This is a genomic window from Chitinophaga sp. HK235, from assembly GCF_018255755.1.
In the GTDB taxonomy this organism is placed as follows: Bacteria; Bacteroidota; Bacteroidia; order Chitinophagales; family Chitinophagaceae; genus Chitinophaga.
This window is the reverse complement of record NZ_CP073766.1, coordinates 2878475-2898762: the sequence shown is the minus strand read 5'-3', so window position 1 is coordinate 2898762 and position 20288 is coordinate 2878475. Positions and strand designations below refer to the sequence as shown.

General features: G+C 40.8%; 17 protein-coding genes. 8 read left to right on the top strand and 9 right to left on the bottom strand.

Features of this window, described 5'->3' with window-relative positions; all coding sequences use genetic code 11:
* The first annotated feature begins 149 nt into the window (after positions 1-149).
* The 4 genes from KD145_RS09885 to KD145_RS09870 all read left to right on the top strand — a co-directional run bounded on the left by KD145_RS09885 (position 150) and on the right by KD145_RS09870 (position 3772).
* Complete coding sequence (locus KD145_RS09885; RefSeq protein ID WP_212005729.1) at positions 150-722, top strand: inclusion body family protein; 573 nt, start codon at positions 150-152, stop codon at positions 720-722.
* Between the two features lie 347 nt (positions 723-1069).
* A complete protein-coding gene (locus KD145_RS09880) occupies positions 1070-2059 on the top strand; it encodes a hypothetical protein (RefSeq protein ID WP_212005728.1) in 990 nt (329 codons plus the stop codon).
* A gap of 643 nt (positions 2060-2702) precedes the next feature.
* Positions 2703-2843, top strand: coding sequence for a hypothetical protein (locus tag KD145_RS09875; protein ID WP_212005727.1), 141 nt, complete (start codon positions 2703-2705; stop codon positions 2841-2843).
* A 113-nt stretch (positions 2844-2956) separates the two neighbouring features.
* Complete coding sequence (locus KD145_RS09870; RefSeq protein WP_212005726.1) at positions 2957-3772, top strand: alpha/beta fold hydrolase; 816 nt, start codon at positions 2957-2959, stop codon at positions 3770-3772.
* 315 nt (positions 3773-4087) lie between these two features.
* Here the strand turns inward: KD145_RS09870 and KD145_RS09865 are convergent, their stop codons facing one another.
* A complete protein-coding gene (locus KD145_RS09865; protein ID WP_212005725.1) occupies positions 4088-6514 on the bottom strand; it encodes an outer membrane beta-barrel family protein in 2427 nt (808 codons plus the stop codon).
* A 325-nt stretch (positions 6515-6839) separates the two neighbouring features.
* Here KD145_RS09865 and KD145_RS09860 point away from each other — a divergent pair, with 325 nt between their 5' ends.
* Positions 6840-7748, top strand: coding sequence for a sensor histidine kinase (locus KD145_RS09860; RefSeq protein ID WP_212005724.1), 909 nt, complete (start codon positions 6840-6842; stop codon positions 7746-7748).
* Positions 7749-7752: 4 nt separating this feature from the next.
* Positions 7753-8496, top strand: coding sequence for a LytTR family DNA-binding domain-containing protein (locus KD145_RS09855; protein WP_212005723.1), 744 nt, complete (start codon positions 7753-7755; stop codon positions 8494-8496).
* A 72-nt stretch (positions 8497-8568) separates the two neighbouring features.
* On the opposite strand, the gene KD145_RS09850 is transcribed toward KD145_RS09855, so the two are convergent.
* The 7 genes from KD145_RS09850 to KD145_RS09820 form a co-directional block, all read right to left on the bottom strand.
* Entirely contained in the window at positions 8569-9159 is a 591-nt protein-coding gene (locus KD145_RS09850) for a dihydrofolate reductase family protein (RefSeq protein ID WP_212005722.1), read from the bottom strand.
* Positions 9160-9270: 111 nt separating this feature from the next.
* Positions 9271-10017 carry a glucose 1-dehydrogenase gene (locus KD145_RS09845; RefSeq protein ID WP_212005721.1) on the bottom strand — a complete coding sequence of 249 codons (747 nt, stop codon included), beginning with the start codon at positions 10015-10017 and terminating at the stop codon, positions 9271-9273.
* Between the two features lie 11 nt (positions 10018-10028).
* Positions 10029-10901: a pirin family protein gene (locus KD145_RS09840; RefSeq protein ID WP_212005720.1), complete on the bottom strand. Its 873-nt coding sequence runs from the start codon at positions 10899-10901 to the stop codon at positions 10029-10031.
* Between the two features lie 123 nt (positions 10902-11024).
* A complete protein-coding gene (locus KD145_RS09835; RefSeq protein WP_212005719.1) occupies positions 11025-12827 on the bottom strand; it encodes an amidohydrolase in 1803 nt (600 codons plus the stop codon).
* 122 nt (positions 12828-12949) lie between these two features.
* Positions 12950-13387 carry a nuclear transport factor 2 family protein gene (locus KD145_RS09830; protein WP_212005718.1) on the bottom strand — a complete coding sequence of 146 codons (438 nt, stop codon included), beginning with the start codon at positions 13385-13387 and terminating at the stop codon, positions 12950-12952.
* A gap of 146 nt (positions 13388-13533) precedes the next feature.
* Positions 13534-14115, bottom strand: a complete 582-nt coding sequence (locus tag KD145_RS09825; protein ID WP_212005717.1) for a Crp/Fnr family transcriptional regulator — start codon at positions 14113-14115, stop codon at positions 13534-13536.
* Between the two features lie 124 nt (positions 14116-14239).
* Complete coding sequence (locus KD145_RS09820; RefSeq protein ID WP_212005716.1) at positions 14240-15139, bottom strand: alpha/beta hydrolase; 900 nt, start codon at positions 15137-15139, stop codon at positions 14240-14242.
* A 96-nt stretch (positions 15140-15235) separates the two neighbouring features.
* Between KD145_RS09820 and KD145_RS09815 the strand changes: the two genes are divergently transcribed.
* Positions 15236-16105: a LysR family transcriptional regulator gene (locus tag KD145_RS09815; RefSeq protein WP_212005715.1), complete on the top strand. Its 870-nt coding sequence runs from the start codon at positions 15236-15238 to the stop codon at positions 16103-16105.
* A 192-nt stretch (positions 16106-16297) separates the two neighbouring features.
* A complete protein-coding gene (locus KD145_RS09810; protein WP_212005714.1) occupies positions 16298-18073 on the top strand; it encodes a M57 family metalloprotease in 1776 nt (591 codons plus the stop codon).
* Between the two features lie 110 nt (positions 18074-18183).
* On the opposite strand, the gene KD145_RS09805 is transcribed toward KD145_RS09810, so the two are convergent.
* On the bottom strand, positions 18184-19479 hold the full coding sequence (locus KD145_RS09805; protein WP_212005713.1) for a DUF748 domain-containing protein: 1296 nt from the start codon (positions 19477-19479) through the stop codon (positions 18184-18186).
* Between the last annotated feature and the right edge of the window lie 809 nt (positions 19480-20288).

Below are 20288 nucleotides of genomic sequence, written 5' to 3'. Positions count from 1 at the left end.
CAATATCATCTCATTCCGGGTGTTATCTACTCACATTTGGCTTCTCTTTCCGGAGATGATCAGCATTTTTTTCTGATATACATATATACAATCTATGGCGGATACCGAAAAGCCAGAACAGAGTAGGTAAAACTTTAACACCACATCGTATGTCAAACACAGCGCAAGCTCCCAACCATTCAAGAACTGCTCAAAGATCGGTAGCTAACAACATCAGTGTATTAACGATCGTTGACGTTGAACAGATTAAGTCACTCAATCCCAATCCAAGTCAGGACCCGGAAAAACCCCAGCCTATTCATTACAACCAGGGTGTCACAATGCGATGCCCTTATGACCACTTTGTGGCGGAACCTGGCCCGGGGAATATTACCTTCAAGGCAAATTTGCAAGACTCCGTTTCTTTCAGGGCGACCACTATTTCCGGTAATTCAGAAAATGCTGTTATTGTCTATAAAATAAAGGCCAACGACTCAGTTAATGTATTTAACCCTTTTCTGACAAATGCGATCACCAGGACTGGTTCAGTGGTGCCTTCATCACCCAATGGTGTTCCGGCAGCAACTGACTCCCTGACATTTTATTCATTTGATTCTAAGATAAGAAATAAAGGTACAGAAAGCTTCACCATATATCTTGCTCTATATGAGCTGGATGAAATCGGGGAGAACCAGGTGCTTTATGGCTACTTCTACTGGGATCCAACCATTCAGGTACAATAAGCCGCTGACATCATTTTACATATTCAAAGGTTTATATACAGAGCAGTTCTGTTTATGCAGAACTGCTTTTTTAATGTCTGGAACCTGATCCAGGTTAGCTATGCTGGTCTCAATTTCTCATAATTCTTCGGCGCAATACTCGTTTCCTTTAAATACACCCTTTTCAATAAAGAAACATTTCGTGACAGGGGCCGGAAAGATGAAGGCGGGTTAAATTATCATGATTCTTTTTTTTCAAAAAGTCACAGAACAATTGACAGGTTGCTTTTGTAATAGGCTAGCATTTATTCCCCGGTTTATCATAAGATAGATAAACCCCAATTTCAAAAAAAATAATCAAAAATTCTATGGCTTCCAATCAGTATTCGAACATTCCTCCGGGATGGGTAGGCGGATTCGCCCAGTCAAATCCTCAATTTGCCTATCCAGACCCAGACCTTTCATCGTTGCCCATGTTAGATAACATGGACAACATTCATTTACTCGAACGCCAGCAGAGAGTGGAGTGGCCCGAGTTTAGCTGGGAGGCCCGAAAAGGGCAACCTGATCCCAAGAGGTGTTTTGTGATGTTTTCTCCCGACATTTCCAGGATCGGCTACGACAATTCTGGAAGGGTATATTCCATTATATGTCCACAGCAAGGTATCTGGATTCCCGGCATAGGTACTATGAATATAGAAGTTACCGTTACCGGACAAGGGGGATGGGTTGACGAGTCTGACAGGGAGAACAATCTTGCAGCTGATATGACCGTTGTAGGTAAGATTTGGTTTAGTCCGACTGCGAACCGAAGCCAACTCGTTCAGATGTCAGGGCCTATGTTTCGCAACAGCAATCTGCCCTTTCCTTCAGACAAAGCAAACGCAATCAGAGTTACCACCCACAAGCCTCAAGCCCCTGATCAGCCCATCTTTCTGGTACGTAAAGGCGAATCTGCGTCATTTGTAAGTCCGGACTTTGCAAAGCACCCGGAAGCATGGGGAGTAGGAAATGTGGAAGTGCAGATCGGCCCAATCGAAAAGACAAATAACGCGCGTGTCGATGCCTTTAACCAACTGGTCCTAGACCTGTTCAACCTGGCTTCCGGCAACATGTTACAGTTAGGCAATGTACTGTCCTGGAATGTTTGGTTCACGGAGCCCGGCTTGGTTGACCAGGAGGAATGGAGGACCCATGCAGAGAGATGGCGGGAATCAATTGAAGTGGATCATGGCAGCCCTACCGGGGAAGGAAGACCTGCACAGTATTTCGATGGCAGCCCTTTTAACCCCATTAAGGAGTTAATAGCCGAGAAGATCAAAGAAATTATCGATTGGATAACAAAGAATCGTCCATAGGGTTATAATTTAACCAGAAAAAACGGAGGACCTCATTAATCGGCCTTTTCTAGTCAATACCGGGCCTAAAATTCGGGTAGCGCATTATGGTCATTTCTTACAATATTTCTCAATAAACTGCATAATTCTTCCCAAATCTTTAGCAAGAAGTGTCGAAAGTTGTAACCTTCGCCCCGCTGAAAATGTAAAGAGCCTTCAAGTCGTTAGATTTGAAGGCTTTTTTAGTTCGAAGAATTTTGCCCATTTTTTACTCCTTGCCCTATAAATTAATTGTCAATTATTTATAGGGTCGAAATGCCCTTGTTCTTTCCCTTTTTCATTGCCTCGACATTAAATGGAATCCCATACTTTGTATTATTGCACCCAACAAAAGCCAGCAAAAGAAATATATCCCCATTTCAAACGTAAACATAAAATAGAAAGACGGACTAAACTGATAGACACAAACTGCAGTAAAAATTATCATTGTCAAAGTAGCCAATGTCATTGCATACAGTATGAAGCGGCTTCGGGACTGATCACTTTTGAAGTAAATAAGGTTTAATACAAAGGTTCCAATTATATAGGAGACAGGGAGCTATCATAAACCGATCAGCCGGCCTATGAAATGGGAAATAGTTATAAAATACACGATACCTGTACTATGACCAGCACCGCGGGAACAAAAAGAAAAATTTCCAAAAATGCTTTTACTATCAATCCGGAACGGCTGGCTCTGCAACAAATTATTGATGGAAGAAGTGAATCACAGCGCATCCTCTATTTAGGCGGAAATAACCCCTAAATTGTCGTTTCCACACTGCATTAAATCCTGCAAAGAAATCCATCTTTGTATTGTCAATAAATCTATTCAAAACACGTGATCTCCTTCAATTAATATTACTAATTTCAATCGTTATGTTTACAGCATCTCAATCTTACGGACAACACATCAAGCCTTCTGAAAATGGCTATGCACCTGTCAATGGCATCAAAGTTTATTACGAGGTGTATGGCGAGGGTCAGCCTATCGTTTTATTACATGGTGCCTATATGACAATAGATTTGAACTGGGGCCAGCTAATCCCTGAGCTATCAAAATCAGGAAAAGTAATTGCTATTGAACTGCAGGGGCATGGACATACACCGTTTTCAGACAGAAAATTATCGCTTGGTACCCTGGCTAGTGATGTGGAAGGAGTAATGGATTATCTGAAAATTGACAGTGCGGATATAATAGGATATAGTTTTGGCGGCAAAGTGGCTTACCAGTTCGCTATTCAAAGCCCGAAACGGCTAAAAAAATTAGTTATCATTTCTTCTTCTTATAAGAGTAGCGGTTGGGAACCCGAGGTAATCAATGCGTTTAAAAATATGAAGCCTGAGCTTTTTACGAACACGCCTATGAAAGCCGCATACGATGCGGTAGCACCTGATAAAACAAAATGGACAAAGTTCTTAGAGCAGATGATTGCTTCAGGTGCGACGCCATTCGACCTGGGTGACTCCAATATTTCGAAAATTGCTGCACCGGTATTGATCATAGCCGGTGACAATGATGGCCTGGATAAAATTGAATTGATAAAAACCTATAAATTATTAGGAGGCGCTGTTACTGCAGATTTTGGCGCAATGCCAAAATCACAATTGGCCATTGTTCCTGGGCAAGGACATGTCAGCCTGATGAAGCAGACGACAACAATCCTGACCTACTTGAATAATTTTTTACAATAAACTAAAGGAATCAGTATTGTCCGGAATGGGAGTTCATGTCGTACATTGGACTTCATCCACAACACATACAATATGTTTGTGAAAAATAGCCTACTATTATACTCATCAATACAGGATTGGCGGCCTCTGCACCCATGATTAAGGCCAGTATTGAGGCTTTGGGTTCAAACCTGATGATATCAGGATACTTTTAAGCACACAAGCATATTACGACACATGGGGGCAATGCCCGAAATGAAAAAATTGACTGGCACCCCGCAAAAATTCAGCATATGCCCTCAAGGTCCTACCTTTGAGGGCATAAATATTATTGTGTTATTTTCCTGCCCGCTCTCTTTCATCGGTATTGCCTGTTTCTCTTTCCTTAGGCTGTTTTATCCTGGTATTACCAAATCTGTAGCTCATTTCAATAAATGCAGAGCGGCTTTCCCACTTATTGTTCTGTGTATATTTCAGATCGCCGAAATCAACAGTCGTATTTTTGTTCATGGTATGGAAAAGGTCACTGCAACCTACACGAAGCATACCCTTACCACCCATCATTTTTTTATTAACAGAGAATCCCACACTACCATAAGTTTCTTCATAATAAATCAGGCGCTGAACCGGCAAATTATACCTGGCAGTAATCTGTAGTATAAATTTTTCTGGTAAAATAAACCGTTGAGTTGTTGTAAAACCACCACTCCATTGCCCGTTATTCAGATATCCCTGCAGTAATTGACCTTTATAAGAATTATAAAAGACTGTTACCATGTTGCGGCAGCTCCACCATTTTGTAATTGAAAAGGGATAATTCGCGGTGAAGTTCCAGCTGTCCATGTTACCGGTATTCTGTTCTGTTTGATAGATAACCTGGCCAATCTGGTACACAAGTGGATTAAAATAATCCGTTGTCCTGGTATAGGAGGCAGTAAAAGTTACTTTACTCTTATAGGTATAAGAAAATTCTGCGGTGGAATTCTTTTGTGGTTTCAAATAAGGATTTCCTACAAAATAGGAATAGGCATCCAGTTGATAAAATACCGGCTGCAGACTTTCATAGTCCGGACGCTTGATCCTCTGACTGAAAGACAGTCGGAAAGCATGGTCTTCATGGGGCAAATAACTTAAAAATGCAGTTGGCAAAATATTCAAATAAGTAGAATCGGGTTTCACCGTTTGTTTATCCGATAAATCTCTATAGATTCCTTTCACATTGCTTTGTTCCACCCGTACCCCCAACTGTAGTCCCCATTTCCCAATCTGTTTGCCTATATTTAAGTAACCTGCATTCACATTTTCGTCGTACTTAAAATTGTTGGTACGACTGCTGTCCGGCTGATATATGCCCTCCCTGGTATTACTTGTCGAAAATTGATTTCTGCTGGTAACCAGCGAAAACTTTATGCCGGCTTCCAGTTTAATATTACTGGCAAACTCCCTGGAGTAGTCTGCTTTAAAAGTCAGGATATTAATTTTAGTATTGGTATAAAAAAGACTGGAATCTTCGCGCCTGGTGAGCGTACGGTTTGACAGATAATTATCTACATTATACCCATAAAAAGAATTATCAATATCGACATTAAATGCTGTACCCGATGTATCTGTATAATGATAATTCAGGTTGTAAGTATTCCATTTGCGCACATTGGGAGCATAACTGCCAGTATATATGGTACTGTCCGTTGAGCTGCTGCCAAAAGGTTGTATCGTGTTATAGGTATCATATCTCTTTTTGTTATGACTATGTTCCAGTTCTACCACTATGCCAACAGAACTGAATTTGTCAATATTATAATCAGCACCAACTCTCACCACCGGATCACTCCATTGGTCTACTGCATTATTTTGCTGATTAAATGTTTTAGCCTTTCTGTCCATACTCACCTGGCGGTCCTGTATATAGGTAGTCCTGTATTTCCCGAAATGATATCCCAGGTATCCATACACATTAAAATTGTTTCTGGCATAGTTTATTTCTCCCCCTACATCACCACGTGTATGCTCTCCCTGGCTCAACTCCGTATTTACACTGCCGTTCACGCCTTCCATCTGTACTTTTTTCATTTTAATATTCAGTATACCCCTGTTCCCGCTAACATCATAACGGGAAGAAGGGTTACTGATTACCTCGACAGACTGCAAAGTATTGCTTCGCATGGATTTAAGAAATTTTACCAGGTCTCTTCCTGATAATTTCGAGAGCTTTCCGTTAATCATCACATCCACGCCCTCTTTTCCATTCATGGTAATCTGGTCTTCATTGTCTGAGATCTTTACCCCCGGCGCCAGCTGGATAACTTCCAGTGAATTATTGGCCTCAGCCAATACACTTCCCTGTACATTGATCACTGTCATGTCTATTTTTTGTTCTACCACCGGTTTGCGTCCTTTTACCACTACTTCTGTCAGCTGTTTCCCGGAAGGCTGCAACAATAAGCTGTTAAAAGTTACTGTGCCGGTATCCTTTATTTCAAAACCAGGGGTATTGAATGGCTTCTGCCCCATACCAGAGGCGCGCAGGGTATATCTGCCCGCTGGTACATTTACAAGTTCAAAAATCCCTCTTTCACTGGCGATCACTCCTTTTACCGGTACTGTATCATGCTCTTTATAAAGTTGTAAAACAGCGAAGGGAATGGGATTACTATTTTCATCAATCACAGAGCCTGTTATGCGGTTACTGACGGGCTGTCCACTTACTTTGCCTATCAGGGCCAATATAATTATCAGCATTAATACTTTGATTCTTAGGTACATAATTGTTAAATTAAAATCATTATGATGGTTGAATACCGGTAATGAGTAAAGATCATTTTAAACGATACGATTACATGAAGGGAATCGCCGAACTGCCCAAATCGTCGCCGAACGATCATCGGGATTGCCATTGATATTATATCTTGGAGGTCTTAAATTTTATTTAGATATTTATTATATGAGTTTGGGGCACCCAATCTGGCATAGATCCATCTTCTGGAATATTAAGTATTGGCAACTACTCGCCATATTGACCTTTTATACTTTTTTCGGCCTTTTGTACTGGTTTGCCTATTATATGGACGGCACAAATATGTGGAAGGAAATGATTGTTGATTACCTGGGGAAGGCCATTATCACCCTACCTTTCTGGTATCTTTTTTTCAGGCTGCTGGCACAAAAATCTATTAAATTCAAACTTGCCATACACTTCATTACCTGGCCTGCATTTGTTGCAATATGGTTCTACTCTAACCATGCTATATTAAAGCTTTTGCACTGGAACTACCTTTATGGTTCTTCCATCATCTGGGATATTTATATTCCCAGTTTATTCTATTTCTTACAGTTCGCCATTTTCCATATGTATGATTACTGGACACAAAGTGAGAAACACAAGGAAAAGGAGAAACTATTGATGAGTATTGCATATCAGTCTGAAATAAGTGCTTTAAAAGCACAGATACAGCCTCATTTTCTGTTTAACACCCTGAATTCCATCAGTGCATCTGTTCCCATTCAGCTGGAAAAAACACGGGTATTGATCGCCAGATTGGCCGACACCTTTCGTTATGGTCTTCAGGCCAGTGAGGAAGAATGGATTTTTCTCCACCGTGAACTGGATTTCATTGTAACGTATATGGAACTGGAGAAGGAAAGATTTAAAGACAGGCTTACCTTTAGTTGTACGGTGGACGATTCTTTACGGAATGTTTTTGTTCCACCCATGTTGTTACAGCCCATTATTGAAAATGCTATTAAACATGGTATTGCCCCAAGTATTAACGGTGGTCATATCAGTATTGATATCAACAAACATCATCAGAAAATGCAGATATCCATATGTGATACCGGCGTTGGATACCCGGAAGAACTGAATAAGAAAATATTCACCAAAGGAATTGGCCTAAGAAATACGAGTCAGCGTATAGAAAAATTGTATAACGAAACATTGCTGATTGAAAAAAACAAGCCAAGTGGTCTGAAAATTTCATTCGCAATACCTATTGTGTAAATATATGCTCAAAAGAAAAGTGATTATTTGTGATGATGAGGTAGATGCCCGTATACTGCTAAACCAGTATCTCGAAGACTTCAAAGATCTGGAAGTAATTGCAGAATGCAGAAATGGGCTGGAAGCTATTTCGGCCATTAATACCCTTGAACCCGATCTGGTTTTCCTGGATATACAAATGCCCAGTGCCAATGGTTTCCAGGTATTACAAAAGATTGTCCATATACCACAGGTTATTTTTTCAACAGCCCATGACAACTATGCACTGAAAGCATTTGAAAGCAATGCTATTGACTACCTGCTGAAACCGTATACTAAAGAACGGTTTAACCTGGCAGTAAATAAAGTCTTACTTAATACAAACTGGAACCTGGAAAATATTAAATCATTAAGTGACAAATTACAGTTAAGCCAGGCACTTTATCCTGAAAAGGTATTTGTACAAAAAGGCAACAAGCTGATTAGCTTATCAACAAATGATATTGTATATTTTGAAGCAGAAGGCGACTACACCAGGTTGTGTACAAAAGACAATAAGAGCTACCTTAGTAACTATGGCATCAGTGCATTAGAACAGAAACTAAATCCCGTCATTTTTTCCAGGATACACCGTTCTTCCATTATTAACGTCAATTACATCAGGGAAGTGATCAGGGACGCAGGCGGTTACCAGGTAATTATGCAAAACAATGATATCCATAGGATCAGCAAAACTTACCTGCATGTTATCAAAAACATCGTTATCTAAGTATTTCAATGTATTTTGGGAGCCTACAGGAATCTGCTATTTGGCTCTTTTCTTTCCCTGCGCGTTGCAAAATCATTTACAATACTGATTGACAATAACTCCACATGTAAATGAAGTAGATTTTATCAGTTTTAAATGCTTCGGTTTTTGAAAAATGGATAAGCCGCTTCCTATAGCAACAGGATTCACCATTAAATGGTACTCATCAATCAAATCTTCATTTATCAGGTTAGAAACAAGTGTTGCACCTCCATAGACAATTATATTACCAGCTTCAGATTTTTTCAATGTTGTAATGGCATCCTTTAAATCACCATTTAAAATATCGGTCTTATGCCATCCTCCTGGTATTTCAACATCTTTAGTTAAAGTAGCTGAAATTACATACTTAGATGCATTATGAATATGATGGGCAAAATCGTACCGCTTATCATTTTGATTAGAAGCAGCATTATGCCAATGCGCGTTAAAACCTTCTTTTGCCATTTGGCCGCTGATGATAATTGTGCTGGCGGATTTATTCAGATTAGTGTGATACAATTGTAAATCTTCATCCCAATTCCATTCTGGCCCCCAGTTCCAAATCATCCAATCTGTGCCACCATTTTTATCTGCTATAAAGCCGTCTATACTAATCTGAGTTTCCAGAATTAGTTTGTTCATATATGCTCTGTTTATGTTAGATGAAAAAAAATCTCACCTAATTTAGATAAATCAATTGAAAGAATTCTGAAATTCCTGGAAAATGTAAGCGCGTTAAAGACTTGATACAAGTTATATTCTACCACCTCCATTTACAATTATTTGTTGTCCATTTATCCAGGCCCCTTCAGGGCCGGCTAAGAATGCAACTACACCCGCTATGTCTTCAGGCTCTCCCATTCTTCCTAAGTTCATATTTTGGCTGATTCTTTCCATTTCTTCCTTTGAAATCTCCTTTTGTAATAGAGGTGTCGTTGTTGGTCCTGGAAAAACGCTGTTGACTGATATTTTACGATGCCCAAGTTCTTGTGCCAGGATTTCGGTAATCACTTTACCTGCAGCCTTACTTGGTGCATAAATTCCGAGTCCTGCTGCAGGATAAAGTGAACTCGTTGAAGATATTTGAATAATGCGTCCACCATCCCTAACGTGTTTGGCTGCTTGTTGCAATACAAAATAGGTTCCTTTATAGTTTACAGCATTGATGCGGTCGAAGTCTGCTTCTGTAACATCAATAATGGGAATACCCATTACAGCAATTCCCGCATTGGCCACTACAATATCAATTCCGCCAAATTTTGCACTTACGGCATTAAAAAGTTTATCGATTTCTTCCACTACACTCACATCTGCCTGAAAGCCTGCTGCAGTGCCGCCAGCATTTTTGATTTCATTCACTACTTCATCAGCTTCTTTCGAATTGCCCACATAGTTAACGGCTACCGCAATTCCGTCTTTTGCCAAACGAATGGCAATCGCGCGACCAATCCCGGTTGCTGCACCAGTTACCAGTGCTACTTTATTCATTGCTTTTTCCATAATGTTTATTTTCAAATTTTAGTTGCCTGAATAATTTTTCCATATTTCCCAGCATAAAAATCACGGTAGGCATCTATAATTTCCGCCTGGTTGTTCATTACAAAGGGGCCTTCTGCCACAATAGGATCTGTATATTCTTCGCCACCAAATAGTATAATGTCAGCAGAACCTTCGGAAGTACTTTTTATTTCAATTTCACCCGCGTTTCTATCAAATTCCACAAATTCGTTCTTTTGAAATGTTGTTTCATTTAGCATCACATTGTCTGTGATTAAGAAAGCGGCTACTTCAAGTTTATTTTCCATTTGTATCAAAAACTGTTTGCCTGCTTCCAAATGTATATGATACAAAAACAGCCTGGAGTAATTCGGGATTTTTGAATTTAATTCTTCATAATTGCCAACAAGAACTTTGAGCCAGCCGCTTTTATCCGGCAAAATTTTTTGAGGCACTTCATTGGCTTGAACAGAGATGTGTGCAGGTTTTTCAGCCTTATTTTTTGCAGGCAGATTTATCCAAAACTGAAAACCGTGAATGTATTTACTATCGGTTTGGCTATCGTAATTAAAATTTTCGTCGTGAATGATTCCATTGCCCGCTTTCATCCATTGTGCACCCCCTGAATAAATTTTACCGTTGTTGCCAGCACTATCAGTATGTTCCACTTCGCCTTGCAAAATATAGGTTAATGTAGCAATGCCCCTGTGCGGGTGTGCTCCCATGCCATTTTTGTTAATCGTTTCTTTAATAGCAGGAACAACATAATCAAGAAATACAAATGGACCAACTATATTGGTATGCCGGTTGGGTAACATTCGTTGTATGGCTAACGAACCTAAATCAGCCCTGTTTCCTTTTGTAGAAAAACTCATTTGTTTTTTCATTTCTTCACTATTGAATGATTTAGTATTGCATCAATTACAAATCTCCCGACGATATAAAAAGCCGTCGACATTTGTCAATGGCTTTTTATATGTTGTTGCTTAATTCGATTTTTGTATTAAATGTCAATTCTCTTTGTAGTAACCCCCAAAGTACTTTATCGGAGACCACGAAGGAATCGTTTCAGGCAATTTCGGAGACAAGTTGCTAAATTCCTGAGCACCAAATACAACTCTGCCATCAACAATTGTTAATACGGAAGAAATAGATTTTATTTCGTTGTCGGATATGGCAAAGAAATCCTTGTTTAGTAAAGCAAAATCTGCCAGATACCCCGGAGCAATCCTGCCATTCTCATCTTCCTGATGCTCGAACCATGCGGGGCCGATAGTAAATAATTTAAGCGCCTCATCACGGGTCAAACGGTTGTTTTTTGCGAGTATTTCAGATCCCGATACAGACCTCCCTGTAATCATCCAGCTAATGCTTGTCCATGGGTTGAATGAGGAGGCTCTGAATGCGTCCGTCGTCATTGCCAGCGGAATATCGCTATCTACCAGCAGCCGCAACAGTGGTGTTTGCAATGCTTTTTCCCGGCTATATGTTTTTATAAAACCATCACCATGCAAGGCCATTTTACCGTCCAGCGCTATACCTCCGCCGAGTTTCTTTACCCTGGCAATATTTTCCGGCGTTATCGTTTCAGCATGTTCTATGCTCCAGCGCAACCCCTCCAAAGGTGTCTTTCGGTTCACCTCTTCCAGGGCGTCCAGAAAGGGTGTGATATTTTCATTATAACTGATATGCATACGGAAGGGTATTCTTTTCTTCACCAGTTTGGTAACGTCTTCTTCTATATACAGACGCATCGAATCTTTGTTGACGATGATAGCCGGTTTATCGAAGTTTTCGTGATCGTGCAGTACCAACCTCAGCATTTCACCTGTGCCTTCATACTCGTGACCATGTGCCATTGTGGGATCAATATTTTCTCTCGGGCTTATGGGGGATCTTTTTGTTATAGCGTCGATCTCTGCATCTACCATAGTAGGGGCGCTGACATCGCCAAATTGAATGTCGATAAAAGGAAATCGTATGTTCAGCCGATTTTCCTTTGCCAAAAAGTCTATAGGAGCGTGCCCTTGGGCATATCCGCTGGCGGCAGCTGCGTCAAGAGCTGTGGTGATGCCGAAACGGTTTAGTTCGTGAACTACATTTGTTATTGAACTCACCTGCTCTTCGAAGGAAGCCTGAGGTACCAAATATTCCAGCGAGATAAAGGTGAACGTATAGCTATGCACAATACCTGTGTAATGTCCTTCTTTATCTTTTTCAAATTCGGTACCTGGCATACCTGGAAACTGGTCGGTTCCTACACCGAATGCTTTCATCGCCAGCTCATTCAAAAAAGCCTGGTTGTAGGCATATTGAACGATCAGCGGTCTATCAGGAACTGCTTTCTTAAGTTCGTCCATGGTTGGGAACCTGTTTTCTTTAAACTGGTAAGGCGACCAGCCACCAATTACCTTCACCCATTGTCCTTCCGGAGTTCGTTTTGCCTGCTCGCTTAGCATCTCCAATGCCTGTTGCAGTGTGGGCACACCCTCCCATCTGACATTATAATTGAAACTCCTTTCGCTTAGGATATGGGTGTGTGCATCATTTAATCCTGGGATAAGACGCCTTCCGTTTGCATTAATCAACTTTGTATTGTTGTCCTTCAGACTAAGTATCTCGGAGTCTGTACCCACGGCATAGATCCTTCCTCTTTTTACTGCGAGCGCTGAGGCTTGCGGTTGTGATTGGATCTGTGTAGTAATTTTTGCATTATAAACAATCAGATCTGCACCGGCAAACACTTCGTTAGACTGCGCTTTCAGTGCCATTGCAAACAAAATTGCTATAAGTAATGTGAATATCTTTTTCATGATTTTTTTAAATTAAGAGTGATACAGTAATTAGAATTTTGTCACGTTAAAATTCTTTTTCAAAAGACCGCTCGCAAATGACAGGTATGACATACACGCGTTTGAGAATGCCTTTGTAAGTATTATTCAGCAGTAAAATTTCCACCACTCATTGCCTTCATAAATGCCTGCGGATTCCAATATTCACGATAGTTTGCGATAAGGCCGTCACGGAATGTTACAAAAGTAGCGTAGCTCATTTCATAAGGATTACCATTTCCTATTACAACGCCTGAAACACTCCATTCTGCAATGGCTACATTTTCATCATCAGTCGGGTAAATTTTTAAAGTAGGAATAGATTTCACATCTATATAGCTTGGGTAATCTTTCAAATAAGCGTAAAGTGCGTCGCGACCTTCAAATCTTGCTGGCGTACTCTCGGGAGCAAAAGGAAATTCAGCTACGACATCATCTGCACAAAGCTCTGACCAACCTTTCATGTCTTTTGCGAGAAATGTGTCTAAACTTTTGCGGAGGAGTTGAGTAGCAGGTGCGTTCTTTAAATTTGTATTGCTCATTTCTTTAAATTTTTCAATGTTATTTCTTTATTGGTTTAACAATGTAAAGTTGCATCGTATGCAACTCATGCAACGACGAGAAATGATAAAAAAAAGCGTTGATATTTATCAACGCTTTTGTACAGAAAAAAATGTATAGTGAATGATTACTTCCTTGCCTGTTTTCTGATTCTGCTTAAAGTTTCCTTGGTAATACCCAAATAAGAAGCAATAATGTGTTGCGGAAATCGCTGGGTAAATTGTGGGTGGTTTTCAGCAAATTCTTCATAATTTTTTTCAGCGGTATTACTAATAGTAGCGTTTAGCCTGCGTTGGTTAGCAATGGCATTTCTTTCATCCATCAATCGTATCATTTCCACCAGGGAGGGTATTTTTCCCATCAAATCCAACATTTCTGCTCTTGTAATAATGAGTAGCTCCGTGTCCTCCCATGCATCAATATTATATTTGGAAGGGGTAAGCATAATAGAACTTTCGCGGTCGGATGCCCAGTAATTTTCAATGTATAGATGTACGATGTGTTCTACGCCTTTCTCATCTATGCTGTATTGCCGCATAGCGCCTTTAACAATAAAACCAACATATTTACATACAGCACCTTCCTGCAGAAAATATTGTTTCTTTCTCAGCTTTTTAGGTTGAAAGGCGGCTTCAATTAAGGCTTCTTCTTCGCTTGTAAGTGGCGATGAAATATACCGGTTGATATAAGCAAAAAGGTTACTGTGCATTGAGGGGATGAAGATTAATTAAATCAATACAAATGTATAAAGAATATTGTACAATGTTAGTTCATTGCTTCATTCACCATGTTGCTATTGACAAACTGCTCAAAGCTGATTATTTATATACCCCTCATTTTACTAATTTATATCTGATATACGCTGCTATTCTTGCAATTGACTCTCTGCCCTGATCTATTAGGCCTCCCATTTGAAAGAACCCATGTATCATTTTCGGGTAGAGCTTTTCAGTTACCTGCACATTTGCATGGCGCAGTTTTTCTGCATAGGTCATAGCTTCATCCCGCACTGGGTCATATTCTGCTGTTATAATGAATGTATCTGGCATACCTGACAAATTATCATTGAATATGGGGGCTGCATTGATTTTATCTTCTGTATAATACTCCCATAATTCAATACCTTGTTTCAAGGTCAAAATAGGACCCTCTGCAAACGCTGACCAGGAGGGAGTTGCAAGAGAGGAGTCTGTAGCAGGGTAGATGAGTACCTGGCATAAAATGTTATTCACCCTTCCAGCTACAGCAGTAGCTAATGTACCTCCGGCGCTATCTCCGGCTACGCCCACGCAATGGGGATCTATTCCCAGTTCTGCTGCATGGTTGATAATCCATTCAGTAGTGTCGATACAATCATTCAAACCATGAGGAAATGGGTATTCAGGAGCAAGTCTGTAGTCAACTGAAATAATGACTACCTCTGCTAAATTAGCAAGCTGCCGCAAGGGACGGTCATGTGATTCAAGACTTCCCTTGAAGAACCCGCCGCCATGAAAATAGACTACTGCCGGTAATGTTTTTTTGTCACAAGGCCTGTAAATCCGGATGTTAATTTTCCGGTCGGTAAATCCGATGGTTTTGTCTTCGACTGCAAATACAGTTTCCTGCTCTCCTGCAAGTGGTATCAACCTTTCGTAGAACGTTCTTGAAGACTGCAATTTGTCTTCGATATGGGTAGGCTTAACTGACTGAATGTAAGTCAATACTTCCTGTACCTGTGGTAAAATCTCCATTTTATTATCGTTTGATAGCAAATGTCCGCAGTAGGGATTTATAAATAAAATAGGTTGATTTATGGGCCGTTATAAAAACAATTATACCTTTATTGTATGGTAAATCTGGAATGGTACAGAACATTTAAAGCCGTCTATCAAACAGGATCGCTGACAGCTGCATCAAAGGCTTTGTTTATATCACAGCCCAATGTGAGCCAGCATCTATCCGCATTGGAAGCGTATGTAGGAAAGACATTATTTGAACGGAAGCCCAAAATAGTGCCTACAGAGTATGGTAAGTTGTTTTATACACAGGTAGTCGGGCCACTGGAGAAGTTGGAGAAAGTGGAGGCGAGTTTTAATGCTGTCTGCTTAAAAAAGCAGTTGCCCATCATCCGGCTAGGTGTTGTGCAAGAGTATTTTCAAGCTGTATTATCTGAAAATATAACCACCATTGATACAAATCTTATTTTGTCTTTTGGGCGCACCAGAGATTTACTTGGCAGGTTGCACAAAGGGACGTTGGATTTTGTGGTAGCTACTAAGTTGGCCGATTATAAGAACCTTGTTTTTGAACCTATCCGGCAGGAGACTTTTATCATTGCAGGCAGCAAAACAATTGACACCACTGAATTTGATAATTACATCAGTGAAGAAGACTGGGAAAGCGGAGAAGCATGGCTATTATCGCAGTCATGGTTTGCATATACGACAGATCTTGCTATCATTCGTAAATTCTGGCAAAAGAACTTCTACAAACGTCCGGATATTAAACCATACTGTGTAATACCAGACATGAATCTTATCTTAAAATCGCTGAAGCACTGCCCGGCTTTGACAGTAGCGGCAGATTACCTGTTGGACGACGACCTGAAGATAATCTGGAGCGGTAGGGTACCTACTGAGAATACGCTGTATCTGGCTTATGATAAAACAAAGATCACATCAGATCTGGTGGAGTTAATGAAGCAATTTTGTCAGTAAACAAATTAATTGTTTATATTGATAATGTGTATGTCTGCCAGCTGTGAGGCAGCAGCATTCCTCTATATATTTACGGTACTATCTGATAAACTATTCTATGGCACAGATACCGCATCCCCACGGTATTACCCTTCCCCGAAAGCCTGGCTCTGTATTCATTATTTGATGTAGCAAAAAAAAAATCTGTCATCTATGCTAAACAAATTTTTTCTTTTCCTATGCTGTCTGCTCCTCTGTTTGAGCATTTCCTGCAGGAAGGAACATCCTGCACAGGACAATAATACAGGTCCTGTTCCTGCTTCTGTCCTTGACCGTATCAAGGCAGCAGGCTTCAGTATCAAAGATGTACAACGTATCGACAGTGGTTATCTGGTAGAGCGGGATATCCTGTTGTATGAACGTGACTTGAGACCGGCCGGTATCTCTCTCCGGATTGCGGAGGTGGAGCAATACAGGACCACGCTGGTGGTAACTGGTTTGCCACGCACGCTGACTGTACGGACTGTTGGGCTCAGCACTCCTTTTGTGATAGCAGTACGGCAGGCGATAGATAACTACAATGCGCTGGACCTTGATCTGAAGTTTATATATGTGACCAGCACTTCAGCGAACATTACGGTACAGGGGTACTGTCAGCCAGGGGGCGCGCTGGGCTTTTCCGGATTCCCTGCTAACGGTAATCCATATCCTACCATTACTATCAATACCTGTTCTTCCCAATTGGGTAATAACGTAGATTTTATACGGCATGTAGTAGAACATGAGATGGGCCATACTATAGGGTTGCGGCATACAGACTGGATGAATTCCGCCTATAGTTGTGGTGGTAGTAGTGCCAATGAAGGAGCTGTTGGTGTCGGCGCTATAGCAATTCCCGGTACCCCTACAGGGCCGGATGCTGGCTCTTTTATGCTGAAATGTTACAGCCTGGGTACTATTGGCGACACCACTGCCAGCTTTAATGCCAATGATCGCCTCGCACTGGAATATTTGTATCGTCTTCCCAAGGAAACACCTTGTTATTCCCCGCCCGTGGCTATTTCCAGGGATGCCAGTAATATGAGTGTTTTTGGGATAGGACCTGCCAGTAATCTGATGCATAAATCCTGGAATAGCGGCGGTAGATGGTCGAAATGGCAGCTACTCGGTCCTATTTCCTCTCTCCCTGCTGCTGTATCGAGGGCTGCCGGTTTCATGGATGTTTTTGCCAAAGGGCCTTCCAATAATCTGATACACATTTCCTGGACCCTATTAAAAGGATGGGGAACCTGGGAAGACCTGGGCGGTAATATTACCGATGCACCGGTAGTGAATTCCAGAACGCCTGGTGTGATCAGTGTTTTTGCCAGAAGCGCCAGTAATACCCTGGTTACCAGAACCTGGACCAGTACCGGTGGATGGTCTGCCTGGGAAGATCTGGGTGGTAATCTTACATCGCAGCCGGCAGTAGCTTCCAGAGATGCCAATAACCTGCATGTCTTTGCCCAAACTATCAATAATAATCTGACACATATCAGTTGGTCTACCAGCGGTGGATGGTCGGCATGGAACAATCTGGGTGGTAATATTGCCGGCGCACCGGCAGTTAATTCCAGGGCGCCGCAGCTGTTGAACGTCTTTGCCAAAAGTGCCACCAACAGCCTGGTTACACTTGACTGGGTGGAAAGTACCGGTTGGGGCACCTGGAGTGATCTGGGTGGCTCGCTCTCGTCTGATCCTGTTGCTGTGGCCAGAGATGCAAACAATCTGCAGGTTTTTGCCAGGAACAGCAGTGCACTGGTAAGTTTCAGCTGGACAAGTACAACAGGCTGGTCGTCTTCTGTAAGCCTTGGCGGACCTATCAACGCGATCCCTGCAGTCACCTCGCGTGCAGCTAACTATATCGATGTTTTTGCTGCCAATGGCACTGTCATAACCAGTACTTACTGGATAAGTACCAGCGGGTGGTCTGTTTGGGGAAATATTTAATCGGGAAAGGTACAGGGGTAATGGAGGTGCTATTAGAACATCAGTGTTTTCAGGAATGATAAATTTCAATCAGGGGCCCGATAGGGCCTCTGATTCGAAAATACAAATGATTACTTGGGAAGAAGAAATCCGAATGTAAAACTGGACTCTATACCGGATAGCAGTGATTTCAAAAGGTAGAAGGAAATAAAACGTGTATGGTCAAACTTATAATCTATAGTACCTGTACGACGGGCCACAGGCACTGATTGATCCTTATTCTTAGGAATGATCACATGTTTCAGCAGGAAGGATGGGAACTTTGCTATTTTTTTTTGCTGCCCTTTTAATTTGTCCACCACAAGATTATGGTATTCTCCCTCAACCTTTCCACTTGCTTTTTCATCATTCAGACTGAATTGAAATGATAAATTATTAAGCAGGCCCGATTCAATATGAAATTTACCAAGATTTTCTGCTGATGAATTTAAGCTGGTAAGATCTAAATTGTCAATCGCTCCGCTGACATAATAATCCTTACCAGGGTTAAACGGTAAATAAACAGACGCCTTGATTGTTCCTGACCCCATTATAGAACCTTCCATACTCAGGTCCATATGATCAGGGTCGGATGGGCCGGGATGGCTGATAATCGGAGATAGGGAAAGCTGAAGTTTTTCTATCTTCAGCAAACCTGTTTGTAATCCGTCTTTGGGAAATTCTTCATACGACAGCGTTGACTCAGACACCTTGAAATGATGTACCCGGATATGAATCGGAATACTCTTCAGAAATGCAACCGGTAGTGGTTTATATTGTGATATACGAGGTAATCTTCTGTCCCGGAAAATATAGATGTTGCTTTCCTTTATCCATATTTGTTCCGCTATTATTTTTTGCTGAAAATACTTGCTAATATCCAGTCTGGTGATGGTTATGCCGGAAATGGTAGCATCAACAACATCTGTCTGCCGCCCTGCTTTTTGTCCCACCTCAAACTTGTTGTATTGCGGACTAATCCTCAAAGAAGTAGCCTGTAATGTTCCTTTATGATCAATATCCAGCTTCTTTATTTGAATGTCATGATAACTGCCAGGTATAGCAGCATGAATATCGGCTAAGGCGCAGGTGAGCGTTTTAAAATGAATGTCATTATTGCTGAAAAGGCTATCTGTTATATTGATTTTTACTTTATTCATTTCAGCATTGCCATTTAGTTTTAATTGCGCTCCTGTTGTTTCTTCATAAGTAATGGAAGAGTGATTCATCCTGAACAAATCTGTTCGTATCGCTAAAAGAATTTTTTTCAGGTCAATAAAAAGAAATGACCGGGATAATGTTTGTTGTGCCCCAATCGCTTCACTGTAGATATTAAAATCAGGGTTGTTAAAAATTATTTTTTCAGCCTCCAGCTTTTTATCAAACAACTTCCGGATATCCGGTTTTAGGATGGATATGTTCGCAATGCTTGACTCAATGTATAAGGGCTGGTTGTCGGTTTTCCTGAAAAAGTCGGATTTACTGTACTGTGGAAGTAGTTTGATGGAATTTATCTGCAGTATTCCCTGGGGACTATCTATGGTTACCTGTTTTATCATCAGCGTATGATGAGCATTCGGTATGGTATAATTGATTTCGGATAAACTGCTTTTGATAGCACCGAAATGAAAATTATCGGTAGTGAATGCTTTCTTTACATCATTTATATTGATATCATCAATACCAATGTTTCCCTTTAGCAGTAGCTTATTGTCCTGATCAGTATGCTCCCATACATGGATAGTGGTTAGTTCAAAATGATTCACCGATATACTTTTGAAAGGAGCGTGAGCAAACAGATTTTTTTGTGCAGTATCTTTTTTATTCATTAAGAACCGGTCCAGATTCACTTCTCCATTACTGAGTTTTAAATTATTGATGGAAAGTGTTCGGCGAAACAGCATCAGGAGAAAATTAATACCATGTAGTTCAACTGCTGAAAAATGAAAGGTGTGTTGATGTTGGGTCTTGTTGCTGTCAGGGGTATAATCTATTGTAAGATTGTTCAATGAAAGGGAGGAGGCGAATAGATTACTTTTGATGGATGAAAAACTAACTTTTAACTGAGGAGAAAGATGCTGCAGTTTTTCACTGACCTTATTTTGAATAACCCTGTTTAAAATGATGTTTGCTGTAGCTAGTATAAAAAGTATTCCGATGCCACTGTATATTAGCATCCACCATTTCCGGGATATTT